The sequence below is a fragment of the Paenibacillus sp. FSL R10-2782 genome, assembly GCF_038592985.1.
GTDB classification, from domain to species: Bacteria; Bacillota; Bacilli; order Paenibacillales; family Paenibacillaceae; genus Paenibacillus; species Paenibacillus terrae_C.
The window spans coordinates 2,996,049-3,009,427 of the sequence record NZ_CP151951.1; the positions used below are offsets into that span (position 1 = coordinate 2,996,049).

12 protein-coding genes and 1 pseudogene are annotated in these 13,379 nt (G+C 46.4%); 1 reads left to right on the forward strand and 12 read right to left on the reverse strand.

Annotated features, from left to right (window positions below; all coding sequences use genetic code 11):
- Window positions 1–233 precede the first annotated feature (233 nt).
- Entirely contained in the window at window positions 234–497 is a 264-nt protein-coding gene (locus NST83_RS13505; protein WP_342414584.1) for a hypothetical protein, read from the reverse strand.
- Between the two features lie 381 nt (window positions 498–878).
- Here NST83_RS13505 and NST83_RS13510 point away from each other — a divergent pair.
- Window positions 879–1,115 (forward strand): annotated as a pseudogene (locus tag NST83_RS13510) (tyrosine-type recombinase/integrase); the annotation flags it as partial.
- Window positions 1,116–1,184: 69 nt separating this feature from the next.
- Here NST83_RS13510 and glnA read toward each other — a convergent pair.
- The 11 genes from glnA to NST83_RS13565 form a co-directional block, all read right to left on the reverse strand.
- Window positions 1,185–2,513: a type I glutamate--ammonia ligase gene (glnA, locus tag NST83_RS13515; protein WP_342414585.1), complete on the reverse strand. Its 1,329-nt coding sequence runs from the start codon at window positions 2,511–2,513 to the stop codon at window positions 1,185–1,187.
- A gap of 116 nt (window positions 2,514–2,629) precedes the next feature.
- Window positions 2,630–3,043, reverse strand: coding sequence for a MerR family transcriptional regulator (locus tag NST83_RS13520; protein ID WP_007430683.1), 414 nt, complete (start codon window positions 3,041–3,043; stop codon window positions 2,630–2,632).
- Between the two features lie 83 nt (window positions 3,044–3,126).
- Window positions 3,127–4,380: a methionine gamma-lyase family protein gene (locus tag NST83_RS13525; protein ID WP_342414586.1), complete on the reverse strand. Its 1,254-nt coding sequence runs from the start codon at window positions 4,378–4,380 to the stop codon at window positions 3,127–3,129.
- Between the two features lie 113 nt (window positions 4,381–4,493).
- Window positions 4,494–5,780, reverse strand: a complete 1,287-nt coding sequence (gene hflX, locus NST83_RS13530; protein ID WP_342414587.1) for a GTPase HflX — start codon at window positions 5,778–5,780, stop codon at window positions 4,494–4,496.
- A 114-nt stretch (window positions 5,781–5,894) separates the two neighbouring features.
- Window positions 5,895–6,878, reverse strand: a complete 984-nt coding sequence (locus NST83_RS13535) for an AAA family ATPase (protein WP_137063337.1) — start codon at window positions 6,876–6,878, stop codon at window positions 5,895–5,897.
- 149 nt (window positions 6,879–7,027) lie between these two features.
- On the reverse strand, window positions 7,028–7,723 hold the full coding sequence (locus NST83_RS13540; RefSeq protein WP_342414588.1) for a YdcF family protein: 696 nt from the start codon (window positions 7,721–7,723) through the stop codon (window positions 7,028–7,030).
- The gene (locus NST83_RS13545; RefSeq protein WP_342414589.1) at window positions 7,720–8,277 is read right to left on the reverse strand and encodes a DUF402 domain-containing protein; all 558 of its coding nucleotides are present in this window, start codon (window positions 8,275–8,277) and stop codon (window positions 7,720–7,722) included. Before NST83_RS13545 ends, NST83_RS13540 begins: the two co-directional genes overlap by 4 nt.
- A 166-nt stretch (window positions 8,278–8,443) precedes the next feature.
- Window positions 8,444–11,104: a penicillin-binding protein 1A gene (locus tag NST83_RS13550; RefSeq protein ID WP_137063339.1), complete on the reverse strand. Its 2,661-nt coding sequence runs from the start codon at window positions 11,102–11,104 to the stop codon at window positions 8,444–8,446.
- Window positions 11,105–11,291: 187 nt separating this feature from the next.
- The gene (gene hfq, locus NST83_RS13555; RefSeq protein ID WP_137063340.1) at window positions 11,292–11,537 is read right to left on the reverse strand and encodes an RNA chaperone Hfq; all 246 of its coding nucleotides are present in this window, start codon (window positions 11,535–11,537) and stop codon (window positions 11,292–11,294) included.
- A gap of 20 nt (window positions 11,538–11,557) precedes the next feature.
- Window positions 11,558–12,538, reverse strand: coding sequence for a tRNA (adenosine(37)-N6)-dimethylallyltransferase MiaA (gene miaA, locus NST83_RS13560; RefSeq protein ID WP_137063341.1), 981 nt, complete (start codon window positions 12,536–12,538; stop codon window positions 11,558–11,560).
- Entirely contained in the window at window positions 12,522–13,373 is an 852-nt protein-coding gene (locus NST83_RS13565; RefSeq protein ID WP_342414590.1) for a class I SAM-dependent methyltransferase, read from the reverse strand. Before NST83_RS13565 ends, miaA begins: the two co-directional genes overlap by 17 nt.
- Between the last annotated feature and the right edge of the window lie 6 nt (window positions 13,374–13,379).

The following is a 13,379-nucleotide window of genomic DNA, read 5'->3' on the forward strand; positions in this document are numbered from 1 at the left end:
AATGAATGTTAGTAATGTAACATCTCCCTGTCTCAGGAAAGCATGAAAATTCCGGTAAGCATCTTCCCTATTCATACCTACATCAATAGAGAAATACAAGAAATTTTCATTTATATTATCGCATCTTGCATCACTGACCAAAGGTATGTCCATCTTTTGTGAGTCCTTATATGCTCTTCTTATGATTTGATATGTCGGTGTGTAGAAATATACTAACGATGGGCTTTTTTTATTTACAGCAAATTATTTTCATAAACTTTGATTATCCGGCTAGATTCCTCTTGAAACATATCACTACGATCACTCTCTAACCCTTTGGTTATAGCTAATTGAATTTGTTCGTCCGTGAAATCGTAGTACCAATGATTTTTCGAAACAGAAACGGATGCTTCATCCTGTCTTTTTTCCTCAGATAGAGAAGCAGAAACAAATGCTGTTATAAATACACCTATGACAACAGCTAAGATAATGCACGCACGTTTTATTTTGTTGTTCATGATATATTATTTTACGCTTGCAATTGCGGCATTAATTTCTTCTAATTCAGATTTGTATTTAGATAGTCCTTGCCCTGTCTCAGCTAAATCTTTCTTGGTTTCAGCAACACCCGCTTCACTGGAATAGACTTCTCCAGATCATTTTTTCTCATTTCCATTTTGTGATGCTCCAAGCCTCGAACCTGCCTGACTCCACGACTTTGTCGAAATTAGAATCAGCTTTTGAACTTATCGAAATAGATTGTTCCTTAACTGCCGACGAATCTGTTCACCTTCATTTAGAGCTTTTTTATTATGCGATGCTCCATTCTCATTGGACGACAGAGGACTGATATATGGAAAAAATAATCCAAGGGCTCATAAAAAACAGAATTGAATGATGATTTACGCATCCACTCACTTCGTCACACTTATGCAGTCCTCATGCTTGAAGCTGGTGCAGACATTAAGTTTGTTCAAGAGCAGCTTGGTCACGGCAGCGTTCAAATTACATCCGATGTGTATGCGCACATCTCTAAAAAGTTGGAAAAACGCAGTATGGATAAATATGAGCAATACACAGCTTCTATTCTCGGTTCAGAGTTGGGGGATAAAAAAGGGACACCACAGAAGAAATAACGATTTCCTCCAAGGCGTCCCCCAAACTAAAAATCCCTCAACGCTTAGAGCGCCAAGGGATTCCACATTTTAGTAAAGCGTCAAATATTGATCACGTTCCCATTGATGCACTTGGGTGCGATACATATCCCATTCAATTTCCTTAAGCTCGTAGAAGTAAGCCAGCGCATGGTCACCCAGAGCGTCAGAGATAACTTCGCTCCGAATAAGCTCGGACAACGCTTCTTTCAAGTCTGCAGGCAGGCTTGGAATCCCTTCTTCAATCCGCTCTTCCTCAGACATAACATAGATGTTACGATCAATCGGTGCTGGCAGAGCCATTTGGCGTTTGATACCATCCAAACCAGCTCTCAGCATCACAGCTAGTGTCAAATAAGGATTCGCAGCCGGGTCAGGATTACGAACTTCGACGCGGGTACTCAAACCACGAGATGCCGGAATTCGAATCATCGGACTACGGTTACTGGCGGACCATGCAACGTAACAAGGAGCTTCATAACCCGGTACAAGACGTTTGTACGAATTCACCGTTGGATTCGTGATTGCTGCCATCGCACGTGCATGCTTGAGAATACCAGCCATATAATGGCGAGCCGTCTGGCTCAATCCGAGTTCGTCTGATTCATCATAAAATACGTTTTCATTGTTCTTGAATAACGATTGGTTACAGTGCATACCGGAGCCATTCACGCCAAACAAAGGTTTTGGCATAAAGGTGGCGTGCAGACCATGCTGACGTGCAATCGTCTTAACAACGAGCTTGAACGTTTGGATCTGATCGGCAGCTTTGACTGCATCCGCATATTTAAAGTCAATCTCATGCTGGCCAGGTGCAACTTCATGATGGGACGCTTCAATTTCAAAGCCCATCTCTTCAAGCTTAAGAACAATTTCCCGACGGCAGTTTTCACCTAGATCCATCGGTGCCAAGTCAAAATACCCACCTTGGTCATTCAGTTCTGTAGTCGGTTCACCTTTTTCATCGGTTTTGAACAGAAAGAATTCAGGCTCCGGTCCGACATTCATCGAAGTGTAACCCATTTCTTCTGCTTCCTTAAGTACACGTTTCAAGATACCGCGCGGGTCGCCGGCAAAGGGAACCCCGTCCGGCTTATAAATATCGCAAATCATACGAGCTACACGATCCGAGGTTACCCATGGAAATACTACCCATGTATCCAGATCCGGGTATAAGTACATGTCAGATTCTTCAATGCGTACATAACCTTCAATGGAAGAACCGTCAAACATCATTTTGTTATCCAGCGCTTTTGGCAGTTGACTAACCGGAATTTCTACGTTCTTAATCGTACCAAGCAAATCTGTAAACTGCAAACGAATAAAACGAACATTTTCTTCTTCGGCAATCCGAAGAATATCTTCTCTGGTATAACTCACACTAACCTCTCCCTTTCTGTAACGACTATATAAAAATCAGCTGTTCCATAATCCTTTTAAATAATAAGGCCTGGTCTGCAAGTAAAGCGGTTGTAAGCCAAAATGCAGGCTCTACATTATCTCTTATTAAAAAAACGTGATAATTCACCTTGGATCAGGGATACCTGTCCTGGTCTTTTACCTGCCACAAGCTGTTGTTTCAGCAAGCGGTGAAGCTGGGTATCGGACATCTCACGACGTTTGACTTCCGTATCTGCAGTAATAACAGTAGCTTCTTCCGATTCCTTGGTGACCGGATTCATGACTTGTTTAATTCCCGCAATGTTAACACCCTTCTCAATCAACGCCTTGATTTCAAGCAAACGCTCTACATCGTTAAAAGAAAAAAGACGTTGGTTACCCGACGTACGGGCAGGAACTATCAAGTTATGCTGTTCATAATAACGAATCTGACGTGCTGACAAGTCCGTTAGCTTCATGACAATACCTATTGGAAATAAGGCCATGTTTCTGCGAATTTCGTCGCCCATTTGTCATCAACCTTCCAGTGATCTATTATTCACCTTATTGTACATTTAGCTGATGCAAAGTGTCAATGATATGTTAGAAAAACTCACAATAATTTACGTTCTTTCATCGTTTGCAGGGCCATCAGCACTCCATATTTCACATGAGAGTAGGTTAAGCCCCCTTGCATGTAACCAATATAGGGTTCACGAATCGGAGCATCTGCAGATAATTCCAGACTCCCTCCTTGTATAAAAGTGCCTGCAGCCATAATAACCGGATGCTCATAGCCCGGCATATCCCACGGCTCCGGCACCACATGGCTATCTACAGCGGCAGCACGCTGAATCCCTTGGACAAAAGCAATTAAATGCTCAGGTCCGCTAAAAGAAATGGCCTGAATCAAATCGGTGCGTTCCTCATGCCAGGCAGGTTTCGTTTCAAATCCCATGTCTTCAAAGACCGCCGCTGCGAATATACTCCCTTTAACCGCTTGCCCAACCAGTGTTGGAGCAAGAAATAAGCCCTGAAAGATACCTCTTGTGGTACCTAACATGGCCCCTACCTCACCACCGATTCCAGGCGCAGTTAAGCGGTATGCTGCCAGTTCCACATACTCCTGTTTACCGCAAATATATCCTCCCGTTTCGGCAATACCGCCACCAGGATTTTTAATCAGTGAACCTGCCATCAAATCGACACCGACCTGAGTAGGCTCCAGCTTTTCGGTAAATTCACCATAACAATTGTCCACAAAGACAATAACGTCAGGTTTAATCGCCTTTACACGGGCTGTCATTTCCTCGATATCTGCCACACTAAAGGAAGCTCTCCAATCATAGCCGCGTGAACGCTGGATGCCGATCACCTTCGTATTGGCATGGATTGCAGCCTCCACTGCTTTCCAATCTACTTTATCTTCTGCTGTCAGCGCCGTTTCTCCATAAGTAATGCCAAAATCCTGCAATGACCCGGTCCCATCGCCGGGCTTACCGATCACTTTGTGAAGCGTATCATACGGTTGCCCCGTAATATACAACAGCTCATCACCTGGACGCAGAACGCCGAATAAAGCAGTGGCAATCGTATGCGTTCCCGAGGCAAAGTGCGGGCGAACCAGCGCCGCCTCCGCACCGAACACATCAGCATAAACCTCCTCCAGTACCTCACGTCCCCGGTCATTGTACGCATATCCCGTAGAGCCGGCAAAATGGAAATCGCTCACTTGCTTCCGCTGAAATGCCTGAATAACCTTCCACTGATTTGCATCTACAATATGATCTATACGCTGTAGCCGTTCCTGTATTTTGCATTCTGCTGTTTCCTGAATTTGTTGGATTTCCGGACTAAAAACTACCATCTTACCTTCATGACCCTCTCTCTTTACGCAGACTTAGGCTATTGTTGTTATAATATCGTTCGCTTGGAATGATAAGCATTATCATTGAATTGACCTAAAAACATCATCAGATGTTAACCTTCTGTGAAGTCCCTGAGGGCATGACCATATTTTTCATATTCGCCTCGCTGAACTTCTACCTCATAAATGACATCATTCCCATCATATTCGGTCAGAAGTACGTCCCCGATCCGGTAAAGCACCGATGTCAGATCCCCACGTTCTGCCGGAATACGGAATCTCAGCGTATCTCCACTCAAGTGCTCCTGAATCAGCTCACGAAGACGTAGCAGATCACTTTCATCGAAGGAACTGATTTTCAAATAGCCCTCGCCGGAAGGAAGCATTTCCAGTTGCTCAGGAGTACAAGCGTCTTTTTTATTAAACAATACGATCTGTGGCTTGTCCGCTGCTCCCAATTGCTCCAAAATCGTTTCCACGACCTTCATCTGTTCGTCACGCATATCCGAAGAAGCATCTACCACATGCAAAATAAGGTGAGCCTCATTCGCTTCCTCCAAAGTAGCGCGGAAAGAAGCAACCAAATCATGAGGAAGATTTTGAATGAAACCAACGGTATCTGTAAGAATAATCTCTTTGCCGCTCGGCAGCTCCATCGTTCTGGAGGTAGGGTCCAGCGTCGCAAACAGTTGGTTCTCAATATATACATCAGCCGCTGTCAGCTGCTTTAACAGCGTTGATTTACCCGCATTGGTGTAGCCGACAAGCGCTACCTGCACAATACCGCTCTTTTGCCTGCGCTCTCTATGTAAATACCGATGACGGGTGACCTCCTCCAACTGACGTTTCAAATCACTGATGCGATCACGAATGTGACGACGATCTGTCTCCAGCTTGCTTTCACCTGGACCACGTGTTCCGATTCCACCACCGAGTCGTGACAGATTTTTTCCATGTCCAGACAAACGGGGCAACAAATAGGACAGCTGCGCCAGTTCAACCTGAATAATACCTTCTCGTGTTTTCGCTCGCTGGGCAAAGATGTCCAGAATAAGCTGCGTTCGGTCGATAATTTTGAGATCCAGACTTTCTTCCAGATTTCGCACCTGAGCCCCCGACAGCTCCTGATCAAAAATAGCCGTATTCGCACCCAATTCCTCGGCAGCTGCGCGCAGTTCCTCTACCTTACCTTTGCCGATAAACCATTTGGAATCCTTTACTTCCTTGTTCTGGGTCAAAACGCTAAGCACTTCAACACCAGCCGTCTCAGCCAGCTTCACAAGCTCATCCAGAGAGTATTCTGTATTGATGCCAGAACGCTTGACTTCATCCGTAATCAGACTGACCAGTACCGCCTTATCCTGCATTTCGGTTTGTGTATCATAAGTGGAGTTCGCCATATTGTTTGCTCCTTTATTTTCCATATTAACTCTCGCACAGAGACCGACCTGATATTCAGGCCGGCCCCCGTTCGACGTTATACAATTCGATGTGATTCAGATTTCTATTATCGCCTATCTTTTGTCCATTTTCAAATCCTCTGGACGCAGCGTCATCAGTTCCTGCTTTCCCGGCTGCCCGCTTCTGTACTGATTGAGCAACCTGACAGCCTGATGCCGAATCGCTTTTTCGATCACATTGCGGACATAACGCGCGTTGCTAAATGCATGAAGACTGTCGTTGCGTTCATTCAACAGATGCTCTTTCATTTTGAGTATGGACTGAGGCATGAGAATATAATCCCGTTCTTTGGCCATCATTTCGGAAATTTGGATAAGCTGATCCACGGTATAGTCCGGAAAATCCAGCTGGATGGGAAAACGGGAAGGCAAGCCAGGATTCGTACGCAAAAAGAAGTCCATCTCTCCCGAGTATCCGGCAAGGATCAAAATAAATTGATTTTTCTGATCCTCCATGGATTTTACTAAGGTATCAATAGCTTCCTTTCCAAAATCCTTTTCCCCTCCCCGCGCCAAACTATACGCCTCATCAATAAACAGCACCCCACCCAAAGACTTTTTCACCAGATCCCGCGTTTTTTGCGCTGTATGTCCGATATACTCTCCTACCAAATCAGCCCTCTCCACCTCAATCAGATGGCCTTTGCTCAGTACTCCCATTTTTTGCAGCATTTTAGCGATAATGCGGGCCACCGTCGTTTTCCCTGTACCCGGGTTTCCTTTGAAAATCATGTGATATACGTGCGCGTTACTCAACAGCCCCGCATCAGTACGCATATGGGCAATTTGCAAAAAAGCATATACTTCAAATACCAGATCTTTGATGTTATCCAAGCCAACGAGATGATCGAGTTCCTTCTGAATTTCCTGATAGAGACTAAGATACTGCGGTAACGCCTGCGACTTGGTCGAAGTTGCTGCATCCGTCTCATCAACATTTACCGAAGCTATCGGCTCCGGGCTACGCAGCACGACATTGATTTGTCTGGAAGGTCTCTCCTCCGTCCGCTTGCCCGCGGCGATTCCCCGTCCGTTCATGCATCCATCACCTCAACATTTCTTCAGGCACAGCTTACCCTATTAATGTATTCGGCCCGGCATGTCCTTATTAGCATAAAAGCAACAGGAGCTTGTGCAAAGCATTTTGTTTATAGAGAAGCTGCCTTTATGAGAAAACGTTATACGTTTCAGGACACCCAGGTTTGGGCACTGAGCCACCACTTTTGCAGCGTCCATTTGGCGTAAGCCAGTACCTCTCTCGATTGATGAAGCGGCATATTCAGTACTTTAGATTCCGCCAGAGCCATCTGAGGACGTTCCAAATTCAAAAATCGGGCTATTTCCAGCGCCCGTGGACCATGATAACTGTGGGTGATAATCACAGTCGAGCTCCAACCATACTCCTGCATGATACGCTGGCTATATAGTAGATTTTCGTAGGTGCTGGTCGCATGGTTTTCCAACACAATATGCTGCGCTGGAATACCTCTGTCAACCAAATAGCGTTGCATCCCCTCAGCCTCAGTATACGGGTAAGTTGGTTTGTCCAGCCCTCCGCTTACAATCAGACGCTTTACTGTACCGTTGCGGTATAGCTGCAGGGCCTCGTTCAGCCTCTCCTTTAGCCCCGGACTTGGCTCTGCTCCCCACATGGAAGCCCCAAGTACAATTCCTACCTGTGCTTGCTGAAGCGGAGTGGTAGAGGCAGCGTTATTCATATCCCAAAATCGAATACCTCCCCATACCAAAGCGATCACAATGATAACCAGCAGACAAAGCATAAGACGTTTGGCTGCTGAAAACTTTTTTTCTAGGCGGCTCAGCCTGTTTTTTGATTCAGAACTTTTTGGCCCAGTGCTTCTAATCCTCTGCAAAACCTTCACCGTTCCCTTTTAAAATCACCGTTGTGAAACCATTCTGCCCGGTGTTTCAGCGACATTTTAAAATATGGGAATTTATGGGTATCTATCCGTCGTAAAACCTCAGCCGCAGTACGATTAGCCAGTTCTGCCTCCTGTGTCGAGATATGCCCGCGCTGTAACGCATCCTCCAGCTCATCCTCATCCACTAAAAAGATTTCGCCATTTTTAAGTACAACAACATCCAAATACAAATCGTCAAACCAGGGCACTCCCTGATCAGTCACTCCCTGATTTCGGCAGGTATCAATATACCATTCCACAATCTGCTCCCGATTGTCGAACATAGCAGTTACTACATAATGCGCACCCTTCGGATAATATTGCAACCAGGAATACCCTTTATCCGCTATGCAAAACGTATGACCGCCGTAGCTTTTCCATAACGGCTCCTTGAGACTCAAAATGGTATACAAGGTCACATATCCTGTAAACACGTCACTTTCCACATACCGGCAAGCAAACTTGCGGTTCGTTATTCTGCGCCAGTTGGCCCGGTCTCCGAATTTGCGCTTCATAAATGATGTTCCTCTCCAACATTGGTAAAACCAGCTTACCATATTTAAACTGTACACTCAAAAATAACACCCTTTACCACAACAAAAAAGGTATTCCCAGACCATAATATGGTCCGAAAATACCTTTAGTATAAAACAAATACATATCACACACAGCATACGTCTTCTAATCTCGGTTGCGAAGTCCACGATTGGAGCTCGACTGACCGTTGGAGTTGGTTTCCTGACTGCCATCCGATGTGGTTCCTGTGGTAGATGGATCCGTGGTAACTGGATTTACCGTGGAATCACTATTGAAGGTACCTGCATCTGGTATTGTTGTCTGACCATTCCCCTGGTTCGTGTCACTACCGATGCCGGAGCCGCCACTATGATTGCCTGTACTGCCAGTGCCATTTCCGCCAGTGTCTCCAGGAATCGTCGGAACCTGTCCCGGGCTGGTGCTATTATCGGTACCTCCAGGAACTGTATTCCCCTGATCGGTGCCGTTCTGACCGTCTGTAGTCCCGCTGTTATCCGGTAATGTTCCATCCTGATTCGGATCGGTTCCCTGCTGCGGATCTACCGGAGTGGTCTCTGCCGGAATTTCCACACGGATTGTATTGGATGGAGCAGATTCCTTACCATCCGCTCCATAAGCCGTTACATAATATTCATACGACGCTCCGGCTAATGGAGACGTATCTTCTCCACTTGTGCCTTTCATTGCCTCCATAATCACCGTAAAGCCCCCTTCGGAAGCCTCTTTGCGATACACGCGGTATTGCACATTGTCTCCCGCTGCCGCAGTCCAGGACAACGATACAATTTGTGTATCCTGACTATAAGACCCGCTCAGCCCGCTTGGAGCAGTAGCCTGAACTGGCACGTCTGGCTTCTGCTCAACTGGTGGTTCATATCCTTTTGGCTGGCTGAATTGCGTAACCGGGTGCCCCTTGAGGGCTTCACCCATGACCCTTCCGAAAAAGGCTGCCGACTGCCCACTGTAGTTTCTCAGCATATGTTTGCTGTCCGGCTTGTCATAGCCCATCCATACCGCACCAGTATATTCCGGCGTATAACCGACAAACCAGATATCACGGTTGCCACTATTCCCGCTAATTCCACTCTGGGTTGTACCGGTTTTACCCGCTACTGGCCAATCAATACGGGCTTTGCGGCCCGTACCGCTATTGACTACGTTTTGCATCATCTGCGTCATTTCATAAGCTGTTTTCTCGCTCATTACGGTTTTAAATTCTTCTTTGTGAGTGTAAACCGTTTTGTCATCACTATCGTTAATTTGCTTGATGGAGTAAGCTTTTTGGAACTGTCCATTATTGGCAAAAGCACTGTATGCCTGTGCCATTTCAAGCGTGTTCGTTCCTTTACTTAATCCACCCAATGCGATAGCGAGCGAGTGATCATTTTTGTCCATCGGGATGCCTACGCTTTCCGCGAATTGGACCCCTCTTTCCACACCGATCTGATTGAGCAACCATACTGGCGGGATATTTTCAGACTTTGTAATCGCATCGGTCATACTGATGGTCGAAGAGTAACCATGCAAGTTTTTCGGGCTATACCCGTTAAAGCTCTGTCGCTCATTACTCAAAGGTGTATCCATTGTAAATTTGCCGGATTCGAGAGCCGGCGCATACGCCGCAATAGGTTTAAAGGCCGAGCCTGGCTGTCTGCGGCTTTGCGTAGCGCGGTTAAAGGTTCCCTTTTTGTAATCCCGTCCGGGTGCCATTGCGGCAATTCCGCCCGTCTGGTTGTTAATGATGACCATGGAGCCCTGAACAGGCTGATCGTCCGGACTTTTTTCGAACATACTATCATCTGCCATCGCCTGATCCAGCGCATTTTGGGCCTGAGCATCCATCGTCGTATGAATTTTGTAGCCGCCAACGATCAGATCGTTTCCGCTGACTCCCGGCAAAGCATCCTCCGCCTCATTCATCACATATTCCATAAAATTTTGATACTTTTGAACTTTTTCCGGCTGCTTGTAATCATAATCTACAGCCTTGGCCTCTTCCATTTCCTGCTTGCCAATCATTCCCTGCTCAAACATTAGCTGAAGAACCACAGCACGTCGTTCCTTTGAGTTTTCCGGATTACTGATTGGATTATATTTGGAAGGCCCTTTTGGAATAGCTGCCAATGTGGCGATCTGCCATAGCTTTAATTCTTTTAAGTTCGATTGCCCAAAGTACCCCACCGAAGCTGCCTTGATTCCTGAATAGGAGCGTCCAAACCAAATTCGGTTCAAATACAACGTAATAATCTCATCTTTAGTCAAATTCCGTTCTAGCGCCATTGCAATGGATACCTCGGTCGCTTTACGGAAAAAGGTCTTGTCACGCGACAAAAAAAGGTTTTTGGCCAACTGCTGGGTCAGCGTACTGCCACCCTCCACTGCCGAACGGGCTACGATATCTTTTACGGCCGCCCGGCCGATAGACCAAATATCAACCCCCTGGTGCTCCATAAATCGTTTATCCTCAGTTGCTATAAAAGCTTTTTTGAGCAATGGTGGAATTTCTTCACTTTTGACAGGATCGCTTTTTTGTACGGACAGCTCGCCCATAAGCACACCATTACGATCGTAAACCTTTGATGTCTCGTTCACTGTAATTTTATCCTTATTGGCTTTGTAAATTTGTTCGCCATTTACCATGACAAACAAATATCCACCCAACGCGCAAAATATAGCTAACGCCGCCGTAATAAACAGGGTCCATCCAACTTGCTTAGCTGTAATCTTCTTTTTCTTGCCCTTCGGCTTCTCTTTAGGTGTGTTTCTATTGCGATTGCCGGATCTGGACAATGAATCATTTGGCATTCCCCTGACTCCCTTTCGCGAATAATCATATGTTGCCGATCGTATACATAGCTTGCTGTCGACAGCATGAAAGCAATCGGAATGAAAAGAACAACCTGTTGAGGTTGCTCCCGGTCACATTCCTATACGGTTAGACGAGACGGTCGTTTAAAAAGTTTCATCAACCCAGGCGACCGTCAAGCCGTAATCAGTTATCGCTGGCGTTATCCTGTTGCTGTACAAGCGACACATTGCGTTGCGGTGAAAAGGTGGAAATAGCATGCTTGTAGATCAGCTGTTGCTTTCCATCCGAGTCGATAACAATTGTGAAGTTGTCAAATGCTTTAATCGTTCCCCGCACCTGAAATCCGTTGATCAGGTACACCGTTACTGGTATAGAATCCTTGCGCAATTGATTCAGAAACGTATCTTGGATATTAATGGACTTGTTCATTTTAGCCGTACCCCCAATAATCATTTGGATTGTTTTGAAGTATATTCAAGGTCTGTCCGGAACTTTCCTGCTATAATTTCGTGTATTCGGGCTGCATGAGCAGAAAAATTTCCGAAATCGGTGACATCTACCCACTGGATATCCTTCATATGGCGAAACCACGAGAGCTGCCGCTTCGCAAAATGACGCGTATCCCGTTTCAGCCAAGTCACCGCCTCTTCCAAAGACACCTCTCCTCGCAGGTAGGAGGATATCTCTTTATAGCCTAGACCTTGCATGGAGATGGCATCGCTTCGCACTCCCCGTTCCATTAAGGAAGTTACCTCAGCAACAAGCCCTTGATCGAGCATCCCGTCAATTCGGTCTTCAATACGTTTATATAGCATTTGCCTATCCATTGTCAAACCTACGATGCAGAGCTGATAGGGAGATTCCTTTTTTTGACTGGCCAATTGTGAGCTAAGCGTCGTTCCGCTAACATGATAAATTTCCAACGCTCGAACGACTCGGCGGCGGTCATTGGGATGAAGACGACGTGCACTTTCGGGATCAACCGCCTGTAGTCGGGCATGAAGCGCCTCGGCCCCAAATTGATCGGCATAATCAAGCTGTTCCTGACGAAAAGCTTCATCAGCTCCCACCTCGGAAAACTGGTATTCATAGCAGACAGACTCCACATATAAACCTGTCCCACCTACGATAAACGGCAGTTTCCCTCTGGCATGAATATCTGGTATGAGGCGACGGCAATCTTCCTGAAAAGCAGCTACCGAATATGGGTATTCCGGCTCATGAATATCAATCAAATGGTGCTTGATTCCTTCCATTTCCTGTTCGGAAATTTTGGCAGTTCCAATATCCATATGACGGTACACCTGCATGGAATCTCCGGAAATAATTTCCCCGCCAAATTGCCGTGCCATCTCGATGCTTAATTTCGTCTTGCCGACCGCAGTCGGGCCGACAAGAACAAGTAGTTTAGGCTTAGATGCCGCTATCAATATCAATCACTCCGTACACTGTTTTCGTTGTGCCTCGTTGCTCCACACGGAAGCCGAGGCGGGCAAATTCCCCACTGCCCCGTTTTTCCTTCAATACAATTGTTTTCCTTGCAATCCGTTTTGCCTGAACAATACTTTCCTCATCCAGCGCATCCGGGTTAGCCAACCCTCTCAATGGACTGATTGCACTAGAATCAAGCAACGGATCACGGAACATCGGGTCAAAATAGATAATATCCACACTGCGATCCGGCAAGCTCCTCAAATAGTCCAAATGATGACCAAAACGAACTTCAATGCTGGAAAATGCCTCATCTACCGCAGCGTTACCGGAACGGTAATGCCTCATTCCATCCTTGATTAAAGCATAGACAGGAAAAGAACTTTCCACAGCAGTTACTTGTCCAGAGCTTCCCGTTCCAATTGCAAACAGGAGGGAATCCGTTCCGAGTCCTGCCGTGCAATCTAGCACGGTATCCCCCGGAACGAGCCGAGCGGCGGTCAACATCGGATCAGGCTCGCCCTTCAGCACCCGCTTGGCTCGGATGAAGCCCATGCTCGGGTGAAAAGTCATCGCCGGTTGTTCCGAGCTAATCAGCCTCACCCCATCCTGTACGAGCACCAGCACTTGACGAACTCTATGAGCAGCAGTCAGCCTTGCTACCGATATACCACGACGGGGTGCATACAGCACTCCCAGCTCAGCTGCAAGCAGTTCCGCCCGCTGCACGACCTCAGCCGAGGGAGAATCCCCTGTAGTTACCAACAAATGGGATTCTCCCTCCTGGAGCCTCGCCTGCTTTTCTTCTTCACGGTTTTCCCGATCCTGTAACATATACAA

Bases quoted from the DNA above. Each gene is read 5' to 3' on its own strand.
- NST83_RS13505 (WP_342414584.1), bottom strand. From the start codon at position 497: ATGAACAACAAAATAAAACGTGCGTGCATTATCTTAGCTGTTGTCATA.
- NST83_RS13545 (WP_342414589.1), bottom strand. From the start codon at position 8,277: ATGAAGCGCAAATTCGGAGACCGGGCCAACTGGCGCAGAATAACGAAC.
- NST83_RS13520 (WP_007430683.1), bottom strand. From the start codon at position 3,043: ATGGGCGACGAAATTCGCAGAAACATGGCCTTATTTCCAATAGGTATT.
- NST83_RS13550 (WP_137063339.1), bottom strand. From the start codon at position 11,104: ATGCCAAATGATTCATTGTCCAGATCCGGCAATCGCAATAGAAACACA.
- NST83_RS13535 (WP_137063337.1), bottom strand. From the start codon at position 6,878: ATGAACGGACGGGGAATCGCCGCGGGCAAGCGGACGGAGGAGAGACCT.
- hflX (WP_342414587.1), bottom strand. From the start codon at position 5,780: ATGGCGAACTCCACTTATGATACACAAACCGAAATGCAGGATAAGGCG.
- NST83_RS13565 (WP_342414590.1), bottom strand. From the start codon at position 13,373: ATGTTACAGGATCGGGAAAACCGTGAAGAAGAAAAGCAGGCGAGGCTC.
- hfq (WP_137063340.1), bottom strand. From the start codon at position 11,537: ATGAACAAGTCCATTAATATCCAAGATACGTTTCTGAATCAATTGCGC.
- NST83_RS13525 (WP_342414586.1), bottom strand. From the start codon at position 4,380: ATGGTAGTTTTTAGTCCGGAAATCCAACAAATTCAGGAAACAGCAGAA.